The organism is Thalassovita sp. (assembly GCF_034670005.1).
In the GTDB taxonomy this organism is placed as follows: domain Bacteria; phylum Pseudomonadota; class Alphaproteobacteria; order Rhodobacterales; family Rhodobacteraceae; genus Thalassobius.
Genome location: NZ_JAXMOH010000009.1, coordinates 1 through 20,931 on the forward strand (window position 1 = coordinate 1; position 20,931 = coordinate 20,931).

22 protein-coding genes are annotated in these 20,931 nt (G+C 58.6%); 17 read left to right on the top strand and 5 right to left on the bottom strand.

Features of this window, described 5'->3' with window-relative positions; translation table 11 throughout:
- The first annotated feature begins 326 nt into the window (after positions 1-326).
- From VOI23_RS14375 to VOI23_RS14440, 14 genes are all read left to right on the top strand, one after another.
- Entirely contained in the window at positions 327-524 is a 198-nt protein-coding gene (locus VOI23_RS14375) for a pilus assembly protein (RefSeq protein ID WP_323785604.1), read from the top strand.
- Positions 525-765: 241 nt separating this feature from the next.
- A complete protein-coding gene (locus tag VOI23_RS14380) occupies positions 766-960 on the top strand; it encodes a pilus assembly protein (RefSeq protein ID WP_323785605.1) in 195 nt (64 codons plus the stop codon).
- A 171-nt stretch (positions 961-1,131) separates the two neighbouring features.
- Positions 1,132-1,338: a hypothetical protein gene (locus VOI23_RS14385; protein WP_323785606.1), complete on the top strand. Its 207-nt coding sequence runs from the start codon at positions 1,132-1,134 to the stop codon at positions 1,336-1,338.
- A gap of 116 nt (positions 1,339-1,454) precedes the next feature.
- Positions 1,455-2,321: a Flp pilus assembly protein CpaB gene (gene cpaB / locus VOI23_RS14390; RefSeq protein WP_323785607.1), complete on the top strand. Its 867-nt coding sequence runs from the start codon at positions 1,455-1,457 to the stop codon at positions 2,319-2,321.
- Between the two features lie 208 nt (positions 2,322-2,529).
- The gene (locus VOI23_RS14395) at positions 2,530-3,957 is read left to right on the top strand and encodes a type II and III secretion system protein family protein (protein WP_323785608.1); all 1,428 of its coding nucleotides are present in this window, start codon (positions 2,530-2,532) and stop codon (positions 3,955-3,957) included.
- A 4-nt stretch (positions 3,958-3,961) separates the two neighbouring features.
- Positions 3,962-4,630: an OmpA family protein gene (locus tag VOI23_RS14400; RefSeq protein ID WP_323785609.1), complete on the top strand. Its 669-nt coding sequence runs from the start codon at positions 3,962-3,964 to the stop codon at positions 4,628-4,630.
- Positions 4,631-4,844: 214 nt separating this feature from the next.
- Positions 4,845-6,122, top strand: a complete 1,278-nt coding sequence (locus tag VOI23_RS14405) for an AAA family ATPase (protein WP_323785610.1) — start codon at positions 4,845-4,847, stop codon at positions 6,120-6,122.
- 23 nt (positions 6,123-6,145) lie between these two features.
- Entirely contained in the window at positions 6,146-7,597 is a 1,452-nt protein-coding gene (locus VOI23_RS14410) for a CpaF family protein (protein ID WP_323785611.1), read from the top strand.
- Positions 7,598-7,602: 5 nt separating this feature from the next.
- The gene (locus VOI23_RS14415; RefSeq protein ID WP_323785612.1) at positions 7,603-8,571 is read left to right on the top strand and encodes a type II secretion system F family protein; all 969 of its coding nucleotides are present in this window, start codon (positions 7,603-7,605) and stop codon (positions 8,569-8,571) included.
- 11 nt (positions 8,572-8,582) lie between these two features.
- A complete protein-coding gene (locus tag VOI23_RS14420; RefSeq protein ID WP_323785613.1) occupies positions 8,583-9,539 on the top strand; it encodes a type II secretion system F family protein in 957 nt (318 codons plus the stop codon).
- An 11-nt stretch (positions 9,540-9,550) separates the two neighbouring features.
- Entirely contained in the window at positions 9,551-10,111 is a 561-nt protein-coding gene (locus tag VOI23_RS14425) for a tetratricopeptide repeat protein (protein ID WP_323785614.1), read from the top strand.
- Positions 10,112-10,141: 30 nt separating this feature from the next.
- Entirely contained in the window at positions 10,142-10,990 is an 849-nt protein-coding gene (locus tag VOI23_RS14430; RefSeq protein WP_323785615.1) for a tetratricopeptide repeat protein, read from the top strand.
- 8 nt (positions 10,991-10,998) lie between these two features.
- Positions 10,999-11,523: a prepilin peptidase gene (locus VOI23_RS14435; protein ID WP_323785616.1), complete on the top strand. Its 525-nt coding sequence runs from the start codon at positions 10,999-11,001 to the stop codon at positions 11,521-11,523.
- Positions 11,524-11,653: 130 nt separating this feature from the next.
- Positions 11,654-12,970: an ATPase gene (locus VOI23_RS14440; RefSeq protein ID WP_323785617.1), complete on the top strand. Its 1,317-nt coding sequence runs from the start codon at positions 11,654-11,656 to the stop codon at positions 12,968-12,970.
- Positions 12,971-13,015: 45 nt separating this feature from the next.
- On the opposite strand, the gene VOI23_RS14445 is transcribed toward VOI23_RS14440, so the two are convergent.
- Entirely contained in the window at positions 13,016-13,513 is a 498-nt protein-coding gene (locus tag VOI23_RS14445) for a DUF4405 domain-containing protein (RefSeq protein ID WP_323785619.1), read from the bottom strand.
- Between the two features lie 155 nt (positions 13,514-13,668).
- Between VOI23_RS14445 and VOI23_RS14450 the strand changes: the two genes are divergently transcribed.
- Both VOI23_RS14450 and pdeM read left to right on the top strand, forming a co-directional pair.
- Positions 13,669-16,077 (top strand): ligase-associated DNA damage response DEXH box helicase, encoded by a 2,409-nt coding sequence (locus VOI23_RS14450; protein ID WP_323785620.1) that lies wholly within the window; start codon positions 13,669-13,671, stop codon positions 16,075-16,077.
- A gap of 55 nt (positions 16,078-16,132) precedes the next feature.
- Positions 16,133-16,798, top strand: coding sequence for a ligase-associated DNA damage response endonuclease PdeM (gene pdeM / locus VOI23_RS14455; protein WP_323785621.1), 666 nt, complete (start codon positions 16,133-16,135; stop codon positions 16,796-16,798).
- 1 nt (position 16,799) lies between these two features.
- Here pdeM and VOI23_RS14460 read toward each other — a convergent pair whose 3' ends face one another.
- Positions 16,800-17,648, bottom strand: a complete 849-nt coding sequence (locus VOI23_RS14460; protein ID WP_323785623.1) for a LytTR family DNA-binding domain-containing protein — start codon at positions 17,646-17,648, stop codon at positions 16,800-16,802.
- 136 nt (positions 17,649-17,784) lie between these two features.
- Here VOI23_RS14460 and VOI23_RS14465 point away from each other — a divergent pair, with 136 nt between their 5' ends.
- A complete protein-coding gene (locus tag VOI23_RS14465) occupies positions 17,785-18,198 on the top strand; it encodes a PaaI family thioesterase (RefSeq protein WP_323785624.1) in 414 nt (137 codons plus the stop codon).
- A gap of 49 nt (positions 18,199-18,247) precedes the next feature.
- Here the strand turns inward: VOI23_RS14465 and folD are convergent, their stop codons facing one another.
- From folD to VOI23_RS14480, 3 genes are all read right to left on the bottom strand, one after another.
- Complete coding sequence (folD, locus tag VOI23_RS14470; protein WP_323785625.1) at positions 18,248-19,150, bottom strand: bifunctional methylenetetrahydrofolate dehydrogenase/methenyltetrahydrofolate cyclohydrolase FolD; 903 nt, start codon at positions 19,148-19,150, stop codon at positions 18,248-18,250.
- An 87-nt stretch (positions 19,151-19,237) separates the two neighbouring features.
- Entirely contained in the window at positions 19,238-19,939 is a 702-nt protein-coding gene (locus VOI23_RS14475; RefSeq protein ID WP_323785626.1) for a hypothetical protein, read from the bottom strand.
- On the bottom strand, positions 19,936-20,928 hold the full coding sequence (locus tag VOI23_RS14480) for a GSCFA domain-containing protein (protein ID WP_323785627.1): 993 nt from the start codon (positions 20,926-20,928) through the stop codon (positions 19,936-19,938). Before VOI23_RS14480 ends, VOI23_RS14475 begins: the two co-directional genes overlap by 4 nt.
- Positions 20,929-20,931 lie beyond the last annotated feature (3 nt).

The following is a 20,931-nucleotide window of genomic DNA, read 5'->3' on the forward strand; positions in this document are numbered from 1 at the left end:
TCGACGCCGCAGCGACCTCGCTGAACAGCGACCTGACCACCGACATGACGTCTGCCGCCGCCGTCGGCAGCTAATTCCGGCCTGACTTCGCTCAGACCAAGGGCCGCGCCTGATTTCAGGCGCGGCCCTTTTCTTATCGTCCCGACACTGTCGTGCCATGTCCCGAAACAACCGCGAAAACGTCGTTAACAATTCCCTAATTCGCCCAATTACCGCCCCAATCGAAGGTCTAAATACAGTCATACCACGACGGGGACAGGCAAGTGAGAGAGGCCGGGACGTCAACGACGGGGCGAACTGAAACAAACATCTACTGGAGAGAGACCATGATCAAATTCATCAAAAACTTCCGCAAAGACGAAGACGGCGCCGTAACTGTTGACTGGGTTGTGCTGACCGCAGCCGTTGTTGGCCTGGGCATCGCCGCCGTGTCGACCGTATCCAACGGCATCGACGCCGCAGCGACCTCGCTGAACAGCGACCTGACCACCGACATGACGTCTGCCGCCGCCGTCGGCAGCTAATTCCGGCCTGACTTCGCTCAGACCAAGGGCCGCGCCTGATTTCAGGCGCGGCCTATCCTGAAACGCGCGGGCAATGCGATCGCTGCTCGGGGCTATGGAATGTCCTGAACAAGACTTTTTCGCGCCCCATTCCTGCCCCATTCCGACGCCCTAATGCTGTCTACACCGCGACAGCACCCGGCAAAATAAAGTGGAATCGCTACTGTGGGGGCTGAAAATGTCGCTTTTCAGGAGAACGACCATGATCAATTTCATCAAAAACTTCCGCAAAACCGAAGACGGCGCCGTAACCGTTGACTGGGTTGTGCTGACCGCAGCCGTTGTCGGTCTGGGCATCGCCGCCGTTGCCACCGTCTCCAACGGCATCGACACCGCCTCGAATACCCTGGTCAATGATCTGACCACGGATATGAGCACCGCAACCACAACCAACTGATGCGGTTCCAGCCGGTCTACAGATTGGGCCGCGCCTTATTGGTGCGGTGCAGCCCGGCCATCAGCTCCACGCCAGCCCAGATCAGCGAGAGGACTGGAAGCGGCCAGCCGCGCGCCCTGTGATCGTCTATGCGTTTTGACTTTTTGGACGAGTAATTTTGAGGGCTTCGCCATGTTTCCTGGGATCAAATTCAAACTGCGCCGTTTTTCGACGAAAGAATGCGGCGCAGTCACCATCGAATGGGTTGTTCTGACCACCGCCATGGCTGGCATCGCCGCTGTCGCGACCCTTCCGGTTTTCACCGGCACCGAAAATGTCGCCGAAACTGCGAACAGCTCGATGCAAAGCGCGATGTCAGAGGCTGGCGAAACCAACTGAATACCCAGTTGCTGACGTCACCGCTCCATCATTTCGCCGCAATTCTCCACCAGTTTAACCTGATAGAAAAATTTGCGTCCGGTTCAGGTCGGTCGGCAAGAGAGAAAGGATTAGCCATGCGTGCAATATTCGGATTGGTCTTGATTGTCGGGCTGGGGCTCGCTGGTTTCGCCGTCTACATGGCGAATAACTACATCTCGGGTTTCGAAGCCGAGCTGGCCCGTGCAAAAAGCGCCCAGACCAGCAATATCAAACTCGTGGAAGTCGCAGTTGCCAACCGGCCCCTCGCCTATGGCGAAACGCTGACGCCCAAGGATGCGCGGCTGGTAAAATATCCCGCCGATGCGCTGCCCGAGGGGGTATTTTCCACGGCTGCGGACCTGTTTCCCGACCCGGAGAATCCGCAACAACGCCGCGTCGTGCTGCGCCAGATCGAAAAAAACGAAGCGATTCTGGCGGTCAAGATCACCAAACCCGGAGAAGAGGCAGGCCTGACCTCGCGGCTGGACCGCGGCATGAGGGCCTTTGCCGTCGAAGTTGACGTCGCCAGCGGCGTGTCCGGTTTTCTGCGCCCCGGCGACCGCGTTGATGTCTACTGGACAGGCGAAAGCCGCACCGGCGGCCCTAATGACCGGCGCGAATTCACCAAGCTGATCGAAAGTTCGGTCAAGCTGATCGCGGTCGATCAGACCTCGACCAACGAAACCACGACCGCATCCATCGCCCGCACCGTGACGGTCGCGGCCACTCCGAACCAGGTCGCCGCGCTGGCTCAGGCGCAATCGACCGGGCGGCTGTCCCTGTCCCTCGTCGGGGCCGAAGATGACACCATCGCCGGCGCGATCGAAGTGGATCAGCGCGATCTTCTGGGCATCATCGAAGAAGCCCCGGTCGAACAGGCCGAAGTACAAAAAGAGGTTTGTACCATCCGGACCCGCCGTGGGGCCGACGTGGTTGAAATTCCGATCCCCTGTACCAATTAAACGGGATCAAGCCTGTAATTACGGGGCGGGCGCATCTGCGGCCGCCCCGTTGCATTTCAGCCGCATCTGACGCTGAAATACCCGCAAATCAGGTGAAACCCGGTCGCGAACCTATTGATTCTTGCAAAAAATCAGAAATTCGCGCAGTCTGCCCGATATAAACGGGCAAAAGACCCGGCATTGAGGCGTGATCGAAAAGGCAGGTCACATGAAAAATCGAATGATATTCAAGGCCGCGCTTGTCGGTCTGACATTGGCTTTGGGCACCACTCAGGTGCCTCAGACGGCTGTGGCTCAGAACCTTCGCGTGGTTAAAAACGGGACATCTTCCAGTCTGAAAGTCCCGATGAGTCGCGCCGTGGTGGTGGAAAGCGAAACCCCCTTCGCGGAATTATCGATCGCCAACCCGGCGATCGCGGATATTTCTTCTTTGTCGGACCGGTCGATCTATGTCTTGGGCAAATCGCCGGGCACCACCACCCTGACATTGCTGGATGCGCAGGGCAGTCTGATCGCCAATGTCGACGTGGTCGTCGCCGCCGATGTTTCCGAATTCAAGGAACGGCTGCGGCAGATCCTGCCCGGTGAAAAAATTGAAGTGCGCACCGCCAATGACGGCATCGTACTGTCAGGCACCGTGTCCTCAGCCGCGAAACTGCAAAGCGCGCTCAGCCTGGCCGAACGCTATGCGCCCGAACGGGTATCCAACCTGATGAAAGTGGGCGGTGTCCAGCAGGTCATGCTGAAAGTCCGCTTCGCAGAAATGCAGCGCAACGTGTCCAAATCGCTTAGCTCGTCACTGTCGCTGAACGGCAATAGCGGCGGGTTGACCATGAACGGCGGCTCGAACACGACCAACACGTCGGGCGGCGTTGCAACCGCGCTTGGCGGCAACATACCGTCGGTCAATGAAAATAACGGTGCCATGCTGTTCGGTTTCGGCGTTGGATCTGTCGAAGTCGGGGTTCTGCTGGAAGCTCTTGAAAGCAAAGGCGTTGTCCGAACGCTGGCCGAACCGAACCTGACCGCCTTGTCAGGTCAGGAAGCCAAATTTCTGGCCGGTGGCGAATACCCGGTCCCGATCAGTCAGGATAACGGCGTGATCTCGGTCGTATTCAAACCTTTCGGGGTGGAACTGAATTTCGTCCCCCGCGTTGTAGATGGCGACCTGATCAATCTGGAACTGAAGGCCGCGGTCTCCGCTCTGGATTCCTCGAAGGGATATTCCACTGAATCCTTCACCATCGACGCGTTTCGCCGCCGCGAAACCTCGACCACGGTGGAAATGCGCGACGGCGAAAGCTTTGCCATCGCCGGATTGTTGCAGGACGATTTCGTCGATCTGAACGGTCAGGTACCATGGCTGGGCGACATCCCGATCCTGGGGACGCTGTTCCGCAGCGCCGAATATCAGCGGTCGCAGTCTGAACTGGTGATCATCGTGACGGCGCATCTGGTGACCCCCACCCGGGGCGACGCACTGGCGCTGCCGACCGACCGGATCAAACCGCCGTCGGAAAAGGACCTGTTCCTCTATGGCCGCGTCTCACGCGATAAGTCGCGCAAACTGAAAGGCGCGGCTGGCGAAGTCGCCCGTCAGGATTTCAGCGGCTCTTACGGCTATGTAATGGAGTGATCGAATGAAAACCGCTTTTCTCAAGATCGCTTTGCTGGGCAGTGTCGCCTTTACCGCCGGATGCGAAGGCACCAACAGCTATTCGTCCTTCACCGGCGAAGCGGGTGCCTTGGTGGCAGGGGGCGATTTCGGCAACGCGACCCAGAACAACACCCAGATTCTGTCGGGTGAAAAAAACTATGTCAGCAATCTGGCCCACCGGTTCGCCGAAGAAGTGCCCACCACCATTAATTTCGAATTCAATTCAACCCGGATTGATGCGCAATCCGCCGCCATTCTGCGGCGTCAGGCCGATTGGATTCGCCAATTCCCCGAAGTCCGGTTCAAGGTTTATGGCCATACCGACGCGGTCGGCAGTGCCAGCTATAACTATGGCTTGGGCAAACGCCGCGCCAATGCGGTTGTGCGTGTCCTGTCACAATACGGCATCAGCCGGTCGCGGCTCGAAGCGGTCGTGTCGCAGGGTGAGACCCAGCCGTTGATCGTGACCAAAAACCGCGAACGGCAGAACCGGCGCACGGTGACCGAGGTGACCGGCTTTGTCCGTCGTCATCCCACGGTCATGGATGGCAGATATGCCCAGATCGTCTATCGCGATTATGTCGAAAGCGCTGTTGTCCCGACCACGCTGACCGGAATCGAAAACAGCGTGACCACAGGCAGCACCCAATAGGGACAATGTGGCTTCTGGGCGCGGATCGTCCGGAAATACCGCACAATTTCGATAGTTTGGCCCTAATCTCGCCCAGATTCCCCGCGATCTTAACCTCATACGGAGTAGTGCGTCTGGCATCAGCCAGATGCGGCGCTCGCGGGATGAGGCAACGGGGCGCTTAAAAACCCGACCTTGCATTGCCCGCAGCGTTCGAGCTGAAGGACAAGAGGCAATGACGAGTAGCGACAATTCACCTGCAGAAGCCAGCCCGATCCTGGCCTGTACGATAAGTCGGGACGTTCAGAACTTCGATTTGCTGATCGAAGACATGGAAGCCGTGATGGGCGAAGCCTGGGGCGACCTGGGATTTTCCGATGCGCTTGCCTTTTTTCAGCAACCGGATGCCAGCCTGCTGGAATTCGTGGCCATTGCCATCGACCGAAATGACGAAAACGATCTGGTCCTGCTGGGCGAAATCATTTCCTCGGCCAAACGGCTGGGCATCAAGATCATCCTGATCGCCGAAGAAGTCACACCGGCGGCGTTGCATCAACTACTGCGTCAGGGGGCCGATGAATTCGTCCCCTACCCGTTGCCGGAAAACGAATTGCAGGCCGCAATCGAACGGCTGCGCGCGCCCGCACCGATGGCAGACCAGCCCGAAGATGCCGCAGACGACGCTGACGAAAGCGGATCTGAACCGGTGTCCCGCGCCCCGAAATCGGCACATGACCGCGAAGGCGTGGTCATCGCCGTGCATCCCCTGGCCGGTGGCACCGGGGCGACGACCCTGGTGACCAATCTGGGCTGGGAACTGATCGCTGGCGTCAAGAAAAAGCAAACACCGCCAAGAGTTTGTATCATCGACCTGGATTTGCAATTCGGCACGGTTTCGACCTATCTCGACCTGCCCCGCCGTGATGCGGTCTATGAATTGCTGTCCGATACAGAGGCGCTGGATGACGATCTCTTCACCCAGGCCTTGATGTCTTACAAGGACAAGCTTCACGTGTTGACCGCACCCAAGGAAATGCTTCCGCTGGATCTGGTCGGACCGGAAGACATTCAGCGCATCATCGACGTCGCGCGGCGCCATTTCGACTATGTCCTTATTGATGTGCCCAGAACTCTGGTGCAATGGTCCGAAACGGTGCTGAACGCCGCACATGTCTATTTCGCAATGGTGGAACTGGATATGCGGTCGGCACAGAACGCATTGCGGCTCAAGCGTGCGCTGCAATCCGAAGACCTGCCGTTCGAAAAGCTGCGCTTCGTGTTGAACCGGGCACCGAAATTCACCGATCTAAGCGGGAAATCCCGGGTCAAGCGGATGGCGGACAGCCTTGATATCTCAATCGACCTGCAAATGCCCGATGGCGGCAAACAGGTCACCCAGGCGGGCGATCACGGCACACCCTTGGCGGAAAGCGCGGCCAAGAATCCGTTGCGCAAGGAAATCGCCAAACTGGCGGCGTCGCTTCACGAGTTGGGCCAGTCGGAACCGGGTTAATCGGAAATTAGGGGGACTACGCGATGTTTTCACGATACAAAAAAAACGACAGCGGCAAAGCCGCCGCACAGCCAGCTGCGAAAGTAGTGGCAATGCCAAAGACGGCCGAAACCCGTGCCGGCGCTGCGAAACCTGTCAGCATCCGCAAACCGGCGCAGAAGGCCGCCGCGCAATCGGTCCCGCAGGACAAGGAACGCAAGCGCAAGGAACGGCTGTCGGAAATCAAGCTCGAACTGCATCGCGCCCTGTTGGACAACCTCAATCTGGCCGCGCTGGAAACCGCCACCGAAACCGATCTGCGGTCTGAAATCAGCTCGATCTCTGCCGAAGTGCTGGAAGAAAAAGGCATCGTTCTGAACCGCGAAGACCGTGGTCAGCTGTTTCAGGAACTTTATGACGAAGTCACCGGATTGGGGCCGCTGGAAACCCTTCTGAAAGACGACACCGTCAACGATATTCTGGTCAACGGGCCCAAGCGCATCTTCGTGGAACGCGACGGTAAACTGGAACTGAGCGACATTACCTTCAAGGATGAAAAGCATCTTTTGAGGATCATCGACAAAATCGTTTCGGCGGTGGGTCGGCGGGTCGATGAATCAAACCCGTATGTCGATGCCCGTCTGGCGGACGGATCGCGTTTTAACGCGATGGTCGGCCCGATCGCGGTGGATGGATCGCTGGTATCTATCCGGAAATTCAAAAAGGACAAGCTGGGCATCGACGAACTGGTCGGCTTTGGCGCCTTTTCCGAAGAAATGGCTGCCTATCTTCAGGCCGCCGTCGCGACCCGGCTGAACATCATCGTATCGGGCGGCACCGGGTCGGGCAAAACCACCACCCTGAACGCACTGTCGGGCTTCATCGACAATTCCGAACGCATCCTGACCATCGAAGATACCGCCGAATTGCAGTTGCAGCAGGTCCATGTCGGCCGGATGGAAAGCCGCCCGCCAAATGTCGAAGGCAAGGGCGAAGTATCCGCGCGCGACTGCCTGAAAAACGCCCTGCGGATGCGCCCGGACCGGATCATCGTCGGCGAAACCCGCGGCGAGGAAGTCATCGACATGCTGCAGGCGATGAATACTGGCCATGACGGGTCGATGACCACGATCCACGCCAACAACCCGCGCGATGCACTCAGCCGGTTGGAAAACATGATCGCCATGTCCGGCGTGGAAATGCCGCTGAAAGCGGTGCGCAGCCAGATTTCGTCGGCGGTGAACCTGATCGTACAGGCGTCGCGGTTGCAGGACGGCAGCCGCCGGATGACCTCGATCACCGAAATCACCGGCATGGAAGGCGACGTGATCTCGATGCAGGAAGTGTTCCGCTTCCAGCGCGTCGGCCTGACCCCGGAAAACAAGATCATCGGTCACTTTACCGCGACCGGTGTCCGCAGTCACTATTCGGAACGGTTCCGTCTGTGGGGCTATGACCTGCCCGCCGAAATCTTTGAACCTGCTGCTGCGGAGTAACGCCGATGTCCATTCCCATTCAACCGCTTATTTACGGTCTGATCTTTGTCGGTGTTCTGGTCATCGTCGAAGGGATCTACCTGACCGTTTTCGGCCGCTCGATCAGCCTCAACAACCGGGTCAACCGGCGGCTCGACATGCTGGAAAAGGGCGGTAACCGCACCGAAGTGATGGAAAAACTCCGCAAGGAGATGGGCCAGCATATGCAATGGCGCGCCATCCCGGTCTATTCGATTCTGGCGGCCAAGGCGCAAAAGGCAGCGATTGCCTTTTCCCCCACCCAACTGCTGATGATCATGGCCGGGCTGTCGGCCATGGCCTTCGTGGCGCTGACCGTCGGCACCCAGACCGGCGTGGTGATCCGCGCCGGGGCATCGGTTGCGATGGGGGTCGGCGGCGTTTTCCTGTGGATTTCAAGCAAGGCCAAGAAGCGCATGGCGATGATCGAGGAACAACTTCCCGATGCCATCGAATTGATGGTGCGATCACTGCGGGTCGGCCATCCGTTCAGTTCCGCCATTCAGATCGTGGCCCGCGAAGTGGCCGATCCGCTGGCCACAGAATTCGGCATGATCGCGGACGAAGCGCAATATGGCCGCGATGTCGGCGAGGCGCTCAAGGACATGGCCGAACGGCTGGAATTGCAGGATCTGCGCTTCCTTGCCGTGGCGGTGACTATTCAGCAGCAATCGGGCGGCAACCTGGCCGAGATCCTGGCCGGTCTGGCCAAGGTCATCCGCGCCCGTTTCCGCCTGTTCCGCCGGGTCAAGGCGATCACCGCCGAAGCGCAATGGTCGGGCAAATTCCTGTCCGGCTTCCCGCTGATGGCGCTTGTCGGCATCAACCTGACCGATCCGCATTATTACGATGACGTTCTCGATCACCCGATGTTCATTCCCGCCTGCATAGCGGTCGGCGTGTTCCTGGTGGCGAACATGTTCGTGATGCGGATGCTGGTGAACATCAAGGTCTGAGGAGAACTGCTATGGATATCGTCAATTCAATTTTCGGCGCATCTGCCAGTGGCACCGGCCCTCTGATGCTGGCAGGGTTTCTGGGCATCGCCCTGATCCTGATCACCCTGCCCTTCCTGTTCAAATCCGGCGAAGACCCGCTGGACAAGTTGAAAAAGGACGCCCACCGGGACGACCCTATTCGCGGCTCGTCGTTGCGCACCGCCAAAAGCGGTCAGAAGCTGGAAAAATATTCCACCTTCCTGGAACCGCAGGACGAAGAAGAATTTTCCAACGTCCGGATGAAACTGACGCAGGCCGGATACCAGTCGAAAGAGGCGGTGATGATCTATCACTTCAGCCAGTTCGCGCTGGGGATCGGACTGCTGATCGTGGGGGTGCTGTATTACCTGCTGTTCAAATCGGGTGGCGAAACCAAACCAACCGAAGCGATGATCTATGTTCTCGGCCCCGGCATCGTCGGCTACATGGCCCCGAAATACTGGGTCACCCGCCGGCAACAGGCGCGGCAGGATGAAATCACCGACGGGTTTCCAGACGCGCTCGATATGATGCTGGTCTGCGTCGAAGCAGGCCAGTCGATGGACCAGTCGATCATCCGCGTCGCCCGCGAAATCCGCGCCTCCTACCCGGCGCTGGCCGATGAATTCGACATCGTGTCCCAGCAGGTCAAGGCCGGTAAGGACAAATCCAACGTCTTGGCCGACATGGCCGAACGCTGCGGCGTACCGGACGTATCCAGCTTCGTGACCGTGATGGTTCAATCGCAGACCTTCGGCACCTCGATCGCCGAAGCGTTGCGGGTCTATGCCGGGGAAATGCGGGATAAACGCGTTATGCGCGCGGAAGAGAAAGCAAATAAGTTGCCTACCAAGATGACCCTTGCCACAATGATGCTCACCGTGCCGCCGTTGTTGATCATTCTGGTCGCGCCGTCGGTGATCGGGATCACGGCTTTGGGTAAATGAGCAGATAACAAATGAAACGCTTTCGCGCCGGGCTTGGCCTGGTTGCACTTACCGCTTTGGCCGCCTGTTCAACAGGCGGCCTTGGCGCGTCTGACACGACCTATGCGCCCGGTGTTGCGCCCCGCGGGCAGGCCGTTGACGGGCTGGTTGTCGGTCAACGGCTGATGCAGGCAGGGGAATACGAACTGGCGCTGCAAGCCTATTCCCGCGCCGCGCTGGACCACGGCATGACCGTCGATGTTCTGTCCGGGATCGGTACCGCCAATCTGGGGCTGGGCCGTCTGGGTCAGTCCGAACGCCAGCTGCGACAGGCGGTTGCGACCGATCAGGCGATACCGGAGGTCTGGAACAATCTGGGCGTGGTGCTGATGGAACGGGGCAAACTGGGCGAAGCCGTGCAGATTTTCAAAAAGGCCTATGCGCTCGACAATGGCGAAAGTGACTCAATTCGCGATAATTTGCGCTTGGCACTCGCAAAATTTGAAAATCCGGATTATGATGACGAGTTAGAACAAGAATATAAATTGGTACAGCGCGGCAGCGGCAGCTATGTCCTGCGCCGGATACCATGACATGGCAAGAGCAGTACAAGGACGCAAAATATGCGCCATCCCCTTCTTGTGACTCTGGGTCTGACAGCCGCGTTGGGTCTGTCCGCCTGTGAAGACATACGCGGTAAAAACCAGGTCGACCGTGCGATGAGCGCGGTCAACGCGGTGGATGAAAACAATCTCAGCGACATCATGCTGACCGTGGCAGATGCCGGTGAGGCGGTGAATTATTTCAAACGCGCCGCATCCGAAAATCCCGACCGGCTGGATTTGCAACGCGGCTTGGCGAAATCGCTGGTCCGCGCAGGCCGCGCAACCGAAGCGGTGCCGGTCTGGCGCAAGGTGGTCAAATCTGCCGAAGCCACCGATGACGACCGCGTCGATCTGGCCGATTCATTGATCCGCACCGGGCAATGGGACGATGCCGATGCAGCGCTGGACGCGATCCCGCCGACCTTTGAATCCTTCAAACGCTACCGGCTCGAAGCGATGGTCGCAGACAGCAACAAGGAATGGAAAAAGGCTGACAGTTTCTATGAAACCGCCATCGGCCTGACCACCCGGCCCGCCAGCGTTCTGAACAACTGGGGCTATTCGAAGCTGACCCGGGGCGATTTTGCCGAAGCCGAACGTCTGTTCGGCGAAGCGATCCGCAACGATCCGGCCCTGTTCACGGCCAAGAACAACATCGTTCTGGCCCGGGGCGCACAGCGCAATTATTCTCTGCCGGTGATTCCGATGAATCAGATCGAGCGCGCCCAACTGTTGCACACGCTGGGTCTCAGCGCCGTAAAACAGGGCGATATCGAAACCGCCAAGGGATTGCTGCACGAAGCGATCGACACCCATCCGCAGCATTTCGAAGCCGCCGTGCGCAGCCTGCGGGCACTGGAAAGCTGACGCCGCTCGTGACCACCCTGTCCGCCATCGCCCCGACCCTGCACATGCCGCAATCGGTGGCGCTGTGGCTTTTCCTGATCAGCCTGCCCGCCTGCCTTTGGTCGGCCCTAAGCGATCTGCGGGTGATGAAAATCCCCAACAAGGCGGTGATCCTGCTGGCCGTCGCCTTTGTCGTGGCCGCGCCCTTCCTGCTGCCGCTGCAACAGGTCGGGTGGCAATTGTTGCAACTGGTGATCCTGTTGTTGGTCGGCATGGTGATGAACGGCGCCGGATTGATCGGGGCCGGGGATGCTAAATTCACCGCCGCCGCCGCACCTTACGTGATGCTGGGCGACTGGAAACTGGTGGTGATGCTGTTCGCCACGGTGACGCTGGCCGCGGTTGCCGCGCACCGGCTGGCCGGGGTGACGCCACTGCGCAAGCTGGCGCCGGACTGGGAAAGCTGGACCCGCAAGGGCGATTTCCCGATGGGCCTGCCACTGGGGACCACCCTGTCGCTCTACCTGCTGATCGGGGCGGTATACGGCGGCTGAACCGGCCGCATTTATCTCAATTTGGCCTGATCCCGCGCGGATTTCTCCCTTTTTTTGCCCAACTCTGCGGCCAGTATCGCGCATGATAGCCCGACGCGGCGCAGTTTTGATGACAAGAGCAGGATATGAAATGAATATGCAGGTACAGCCCAGCACCGGCGTTACCCCGCCGCCGCCGCCCAACACTCTGGACGACATGCGCCTGCCAATCCCGATGATGCGCGACATCCTGTTGAAAACCATGTTTCGCAAAAGCACCGGCACAGTCACCGATGCCGCCGCCGCGCTGTGTCTGCCGCGCATGGTGACACAGGAACTGATCGATATCGCGCGTGGTCAGAAACTGCTTGAAGCGACCGGCACGCTGAACGCCAATGCGGGCAACGAAATGGGTTACCAACTGACCGATGCGGGCAAGGCGCGGGCATTGGATGCGCTGGCGCAGTCGGAATATTACGGCGCGATGCCGGTGCCGCTGGATGTTTACCGCCAACAGATCAAGCGCCAGTCGATCCGCGATATTCAGATCACCCGGCAACAACTGACCAGCGCGATGGGCCATCTGGTGCTGCCCACTGACCTGCTGTCGAACCTTGGTCCCGCCGTCAGCTCGGGCCGCTCGATCCTGATGTATGGACCGCCGGGCAACGGCAAATCCTCGATCTCCAACGGTATCCGCGACGCGATGGGCGACAAGATCTATGTCCCCCGCGCGATCGAATATTCCGGTCAGGTGATCACTGTTTACGACCCGATCGTGCATTCCAAGGCCGAAGCGGTCGAAGACGACCCGCATTCCCTGCGCCGCAAGAAAGGTTTCGACAGCCGCTATGTCCACTGCGACCGCCCCACCGTGATCACTGGCGGCGAGTTGACGCTCGACATGCTGGACCTGAAATACAACCCCACCGCCCGCACTTACCAGGCGCCTTTGCAACTGAAGGCGACGGGCGGCATCTTCATCGTCGACGACCTTGGCCGCCAGTCGGAACCGCCGCAATCGCTGGTCAACCGCTGGATCGTGCCGCTGGAGGAGAACAAGGATATTCTGGCGCTGCAATCGGGCGAAAAGTTCGAAGTGCCGTTCGACACGCTGGTGATTTTTTCCACCAACTTCCACCCGAACGAGATTTTCGATCAGGCGGCACTGCGCCGGATTTTCTACAAGATCAAGATCGACGGGCCCTGCCAGGAAGATTACCTGAAAATCTTTGCCCTTGTGGCCAAGAAGAAGGGTATGCCGCTGGACGAAACCGCGTTGGTGCATCTGTTACAGAAAAAATATCCGACCATCGATAATATCTATGCCAATTATCAGCCGGTTTTCCTGATCGATCAGATGATTTCGATTTGCGATTTCGAAGGCATCCCCTATCAGATGTCCCCCGACCTGATCGACCGGGCGTGGGACAACATGTTCGTGCGGGACGAAGTGATTGTGAAGTGACGCCGTTGCCGATGGCCTTGGCGCCACCTTCTTGGCATTGCTGATCTATTGGGTTCCGCTCGGGTCGAATATGACCTGCAAAATTTCGGCCTGTTTGCCCCGGTCCCCACCGGACAGCGCACCAATGGTCTGGCCCGGCGTGGCTTTGATCCCCGCCGCGCCCAGACGTGCCAAGCCGGCATCGACATCTTCGCCAGTCAGGGCGATCACCCGGTCGACCGGGGCACGCCCCATACCCTGCATCACCGCCGCCACCGGGCTGGTGTTCCCGGTGCCGCCCAAGGAAAAGAAAGACCCTGCCAGAAGCAAGGCGGCAATCCCAACGACAGCCATCGCTTTGGGCCGTTTGAAATAGGTTTTAAAGGCCCGGAAATTGGCGGTCAGATGCAGCCCCACACCTGCCAGCAATCCCCAGCTCAGCCACTCATGCGCCACCTTGTTGAGCCCCGTATCGAGATGGAAAAACATCAACACGCCTGTCACGCCTGAAATCGTGAACGCGCCGATGGTCAACGGTGTGGCCCAGTTGCGAAGGGATGCCATTTTGGTAAACTCCTGAATTTTAACGTCATTGTTGATACGCAGATGCCAACACGTTCTGTTGCGGCGCATCGGAATACCTGCATTGCAGCGCGCTCATGGCCGGTGGCCGCGTCTCTCCTCTCGCACTCTCATACCGACGTGCCTAAATATCGGGTATGACGCCCTTGCCCGCCCCCCTTGCCGACTGGTTCAAAAACCGTGGCTGGTCGATCCACCCGCATCAGGCCGCGATGCTGGCCCGGGCTGCCGACCCGGCGCTGCTGCTGATCGCGCCTACGGGAGGCGGCAAGACAATGGCCGGGTTCCTCCCCACATTGGCAGAGCTGGCAGACGGAACGCATCAGGGCCTGCACACGCTTTACATCTCACCGCTGAAGGCACTGGCTGCCGATATCCGCCGCAACCTGCAGACGCCGGTCGATGAAATGGGCTTGGCCGTCCGGATCGAGGACCGCACCGGCGACACGCCGTCCAGCCGCAAGAAACGCCAGCGCGCCGACCCGCCGCATATCCTGCTGACCACCCCCGAAAGCCTTGCGCTGCTGCTCAGCTATGAAGACGCGCCGCGCATGTTCAACAGCCTCAAACGGGTAGTGGTCGATGAAATCCACGCGCTGGCCGAAAGCAAGCGGGGCGATCAGCTGACGCTGGCACTCGCCCGGTTGCAAACGCTCTGCCCCGGACTGCGCCGGGTGGGCTTGTCGGCCACGGTCGAAGACCCGCAAGGCATCGCTGATTTCCTTGCCGCCCCTCCTGAACCCTGCGCCATTCTGACTGCCGATCCCGGTCCCGACCCAGATATCCAGATGCTGCAAACCGATGAAGCGCCGCCATGGTCAGGCGGCGGCGCGGCTTATGCGATCCCGGCGGTGCTGGAGCAGGTAAAAAATCACAAGACCACTCTGATCTTCCACAACACCCGCGCACAGGCCGAAATTTTCTTTCGTAATCTTTGGCTTGCCAACGCAGACAACCTGCCCATCGGCATCCATCACGGCAGTCTGGACCGGGGTCAACGCGACAAGGTGGAACAGGCGATGTTGCGCGGCGAACTGCGCGCCGTGGTCTGCACCGGGACGCTCGATCTCGGGATAGACTGGGGCGATGTCGATCTGGTGATCCAGATCGGCGCGCCGAAAAACGTCAAACGGCTGGTGCAGCGGATCGGCCGCGCCAACCACCGCTACAATGCGCCATCCAAGGCGCTGCTGGTCCCCGCCAACCGTTACGAGGTGGTCGAATGCATCGCCGCGCTCGAAGCCGTCAGGGACCATGATCTGGACGGCGACCCGCGCGGCCCCGGCCCGCTCGACGTGCTGTGCCAGCATATCCTGATCGCGGCCTGTTCCGGCCCCTTTGCCCCCAATGCCCTGTTTCACGAATTCCGCCGCGCCGGGCCTTATGCAGGGTTGTCCCGGGCGCAATTCGACGATTGTTTCGAATTCTGCGCCACCGGCGGCTATGCCCTGCGCGCCTATGACCGCTGGCAAAGGTTGCAGGAACGGCCCGACGGGTTGTGGCAATTGCGCGACACGCGCAGCGCCGCCCTGATCCGGCAGAATATCGGCACCATTCAGGACACCGATACGCTCAAGGTAAAAATGCGTGGTCGCGGCGGCGCGCCGCTCGGTGAGATCGAAGAAACCTTCGCCGCGTCGCTGACCAAGGGCGACACCTTTCTGATCGGCGGTCGGGTGGTGCGCTATGAAACGCTGAAAGAACTGGTCGTCGAAGTCAGCAAAGACCCCGGCCGGAAACCCAAAATCGCCACCTTCATGGGCACCAAGTTTTCCACCTCCACCCAATTGTCACAACGTATCTTGCGCATGCTGCAACAGGACGACTGGCCCGACCTGCCCTCTCACACTGCGCAATGGCTGGCATTGCAGCGCGACATGTCCCGCCTGCCCCGTCCCGGCGAAATTCAGATCGAAAGCTTCCCGCATGATGGGCTGGCCCATACCTGCATCTACGGATTTGCCGGGCGCAATGCACAGCAGACACTGGGCCTGCTTCTGACCAAACGGATGGAAGAAACCGGTCTGGCACCGCTGGGATTCGTCGCCACCGATCACGCCACGCTGATCTGGGGGCTGGAACCGCTGCGCGATCCGGCACCGTTATTCGGCCTTGATGCTCTGGAACAGGGGTTGGACAGGTGGCTGACCACCAACGCGGTGATGAAACGCACCTTCAAAACCTCGGCGACCATCGCCGGATTGATTCAGCGCAGTTTTCAGGGACAACGCAAATCCGGACGGCAGGCGACATTTTCGTCCGATATCCTGTATGACACGCTGATGAAATACGACCCCGATCACCTGCTGATGCGGATCACCAAGGCCGAAGCGATGCGCGGGCTGATCGATTTTTCCCGGTTGCGCGACATGATCACCCGCACCGCCGGAAATATCACCCATTTGCAACTGGACCGCATCACGCCGCTGGCCGCCCCCCTGTTGCTGGAAATCGGTAAGGTGCCGATCTCTGGCGAAGGCCGCGAACGGCTGCTGGCGGCAGAAACCGCCAAATTGATGACGCAATCGGGGCTGGCCAATCTGTAAGTTTCAGGCACGATAGCGCTTGCTGGAATCTCTATGACATGCGAATGAACAGAGCATGAACACGTATTCGCTCACCTTGTCCGGTGTAAAGCTGGAAGCGATGAAATCGGGCGCGCTTTACTGGCCCGAAAAACGGGTGCTTTGCGTCTCGGATTTGCACCTCGGCAGATCCGAACGGATTGCCCGTTTGGGCGGTGCGATGCTGCCGCCCTATGACACCCGCGAAACGCTGGCACAGCTGGAACGCGATCTGCTGACGACGGCGGCCAATTCGGTGATCTGCCTCGGCGACAGTTTCGACGACAGCGCGTCATCGCGCGGGATCAGCGAATCGGACGTGATGTGGATCACCCGGATGCAGGCGGGCCGCCGCTGGATCTGGATTCAGGGCAACCATGATCCCGGTCCTCTGGCCATCGGCGGCACGCATATGGCCGAACTGCCGTTTCCGCCCCTCGTCTTCCGTCATATTGCCCGGTTGCAAGCCAGTGGCGAAATATCCGGTCATTATCATCCCAAGGCGCGGGTCACGGCCCACGGCCAATCCATCACGCGTCCTTGCTTCCTGATCGACAGCGATCGCATCATCATGCCCGCCTATGGCACTTATACCGGCGGACTGAACACTTCACATGCGGTGCTCAAGCACCTGATGCGCCCCGAAGCGCTGGCGATCCTGACCGGGCCGAACCTGCTGCCGATGCCAATGCCGCGGGACTAGCTCAGCCGCCCTCGATCAGCCCTGCATCGGTCAGATGCGGGCGGAAACTGCGACTGACCGGGACCCGCGTGCCATTGACCAGAATCAGGAAAAGCTTGCCATCTTTGTTTGCATTTTCACAGATCGCAGCGCGGGAAACCCAATGTGAGCGGTGGGTATTGTACCCTTCCACCCCGTTCATTTCGGCAACGGCATCCGAAAACCGCATCCGCAGACTGTAGAGCGCGGTATGGGTTTCGACATCGACGAAATGGTCCCGGGCGCTCAGATGCAGGATCGGGGTACGGATATCTTCGGGCAAACGTTCCTGCAACCGGCACTGTTGAATGGCGGATTGCTCTGCCTCAGTCTCAGCTTCGGCGTCGGCCAAAGCGGCCTCGCCATCCTGCCCATCGAAACGAAAACTGCCGGTTTCTTCCGATACGAATTGCGACATCTGGCTGTACCGATGAATCCGGCGGATTGCATGCACGATGGTGGCGACCAGAAACACGAACAAGATCACCCGCCAAGGGTCCGGCACCGGCGCACCGGGATCGAACGACATGAACACCGTCAGGCCATAGGCAAGGGGTGAAAACACCACCGTCATTCCAAAGACACTAAGCGCATCAAACAGCAAACTGAATTCATCGCGGATAAAATGCCCGACTCCGGCCCGCACCAGATAGGCCAAGAAAACCGAACTTCCGCAGATCACGAACCAATAAACCATCCGGGGCCACCAGCCGAAAACGGAAAACGTTCCAAAGGGCCCCATGATCGCCGCCCCAAACGCCATCAGCGTCCAAATCGCGACAGGCGGATAGGAAAATGTATGCTTAAAAGCTCGAAAAACGAGGTTATTCATTTCGGACACCTAAAATGGGCTGAGAACTCAAAACAATGACTTTCCAGTGGTTTACTGCAATTATTGCGGGCAAGACAACTGCAAGTCGTTACAACGACCAGAAAACCCGAGACTTTACATTTTTAGAGGGGAAGACATGACGGTAGCCAACAAAATTCAGGCAAGTTTCGATGCGCAGACCATGATGAAAACACTCGGCGCCAGATTGATTTACGTGGCGAATGGTGAATGCGAAATCACCGCTCCGCTGCTGCCGGGTTCGTTGCAACAGAACGGGTTTGGTCATGCCGCGCTGACCTTCGCCATCGGCGACAGCGCCGCCGGATATGCCGCCCTGTCGGTCATGCCCGAAGACTGTGAAGTGCTCACCTCGGAAATTAAGATCAACCTGCTGTCACCGGCCAAGGGCGATCTTCTGATCGCGCGGGGCAAGGTGGTCAAACCGGGACGACGTCTGGTCGTGGTGACATCCGAAGTGTTCGCCCGCACCGGCGGCGAGGAAAAGCAAATCGCGCTGATGCAGGGCACAATGGTGCCGGTGCAGAGCTGAGGTCCATCCCGAGAAATGAAAGAGCAGCCTTGCGGCTGCTTTCGAATTCTCAGGCGGTCAGCTCTTCGGGTTCCGCCAAATCATGCGCGCGGCAACAGGCGGTGACCGCGTTGGCCAGCAGGCAGGCAATGGTCATCGGACCGACACCTCCGGGGACCGGAGTGATGGCACCGGCAACCTCTGCGCAGCTGTCAAAATCGCAATCGCCGACCAACCGGGTCTTTCCCGCGCCCTTTTCCGGTGCATCAATCCTGTTCATGCCCACGTCGATCACCGTCGCGCCGGGCTTGATCCAATCGCCTTTCACCATCTCGGGCACGCCGACGGCAGCCACCACGATATCGGCTCGGCGCACCACTTCGGCAATATCGCGGGTCCGGCTATGCGTCATCGTCACGGTACAGCTATCGCGCAGAAGAAGCTGGCCCATCGGCTTGCCCACGAGGTTTGATCGGCCAATCACCACCGCATCGAGCCCGGTGAGGTCGCCACGTTCGTCGCGCAGCATCATCAGGCAGCCGAGAGGCGTGCAGGACACCATGGTTTTCTGCCCGGTGGCGAGCCTGCCTGCGTTTATCACGCTAAGCCCGTCCACATCTTTTTCCGGGCTGATCCGGGCGATGATATCACGCTCCGAAAGATGCGGCGGCACCGGGAACTGGCAAAGGATGCCATGAACCGCCGGGTCGGTATTGAGCTTGTCGATGAGAGCATAAAGCTCGTCCTCGGCCACAGTCGCAGGCAGGCGATACTCGTACGAATTCATCCCAACCTCGCGGGTCTTCTCCCCCTTGGACCGGACATAGACCTGGCTGGCCGGATCTTCACCGACCAGAACGACGGCCAGTCCGGGGGTAATCCCGTGCTCTTCCTTCAGCCGCGCCACATGGCCCGCCACCTTTTCCCGCACAGTGGCCGCAAAGGCCTTCCCGTCGATTATTCTGGCACTCATCTCAATCTGCTCTTCCTGTTTGCTTACTTTGTTACCAGTCAAACCTGATCGTTTCCTTTTGCCTGGCTACGGCGCAATTCTCTTCAATCATACCAGCCCAGCCAAACCGTCAAGATATCGTGCGACAGAAACCTTGCCAAAGGCTGCGTTCATGTGCCGCAAATCTATCATCGGGGGGGCGTCCGGATCGTCAGGTTTGGAATACTCGCCTTTGGCAAATTCCAGTTTCGTCGCCCGGTTGCCTTCAATAAGTGTTTCCTCTGGCTGCGGCACGAACCGCACGTTCAATAGCTCGTTCCAAAGCTGCGTCGTGACTTCTATATCTTCGCGCAGAAATTCGACCACGGGTACTGGGTCACAATCAGCAGGCAACGCCGGGTATGGATTCATCATGAAATCGATCGGCGCATCCGTCACCGAACGTAGCCTTTCGATGAAAGGAAGCACTGGGCAGGTTTTCACCCTTTCCTTGTAGGCTGCCAATCGAACAGCCCGTGAAAAAGCGCGATCATTTTGGATTGATGGAGGCACCGGATGCAACCCGTAAACGAGAAACCTGTCAAATTCGGCCACATCTATCTCACCCTGCCAACTCGAGGATTGTTGAAAATATTCGAGCACCCGTTTATCGGTTGGCACTATTTTCGAGCCCCGAATCTCGGTATTCAGGATTGATCTTCCTGGCGAAAAAAATATCGACATCGAGATCTCGGGATAGAACACACGAAGTTCATCCCAGCCCATCCCGAGCGCGATACAGAAGCTGTTGCCAAGGACGCAGATTTTCAACGTTCCGCCCCGAAGAAATCTAGAATTTCCTCTTCACAGATCAGATCGTACAGATCGTCCTCTTCGGGCAAATTAACCTCGACTTCTCCGAACTTAGAAACTTGCGCCCGAAAAAACAGATCCATGACTTGTCGAACGCCGTCTGCCGAAACACTGCGCCAGTTCGGTTCGAACAGACCGCGACCAAAAACCGGGCTGCTGAATATCTCATAAGACGGGAAATAATCGACCATTTCGTCGTTGGCCACAACGCTGTCGGCCGCGGCCCTCAAAATCGACTTCGATCGCACGGTTGCCGCCATCACATGCGCCTGTGACGCCGTCGCAGTCAACGGGACCGGAGAAACGGTTAAAAGAATCTTCAATTCCGGGTTCTCAGCGCGGAACATCGCGGTCACATCATTCAGGGCGCGTGTGGTTTCCGCATAATCCAGATTGTCGAAAAAATGCATTTCAGGATCGAATTCCCCCGCCGCGGTTCCAGGACACATCGGGTATTCGAAACCAGCTTTGTCCAGCCATCGTTCGGTTAGACCGAGGGTGAAAACCAGAACGCCGGCGCGGCGGATGCTTTCACGAAAAGCTTCCAACGACATCTCCCGGCACCGCAACATCTCTTCTTTATCTTCGAAACCGTGAGGTTCGATGCGCGGCCGAAATGGGTCGATTGCCCTACCTTTGTCATACCAACAGATATCTGGTGCTGAGTTCTTTCCCAGCGCCCATTCTGTCCATTGTCGCAGATAGGTTGGCGTGTAGATATTGCCGGAACGAGATGAAAACACGCTATAACCGAAACTGCGCGCCGTTTGCGCCCGCATTCCGAAAGGTGAGACCTCGGTTTCTAGCCAGGAATATCCGCGCGCCTTCAGCGCCCGGCCAATATGCTGTGCGAAACAGGATCCATAGGTGACGACCGGAGTGTTCGGTTTGATCGGGTATTTGGGATTCCAGATATCGACCTGTTCCTGCAAATTCCGATTGGTCACCGA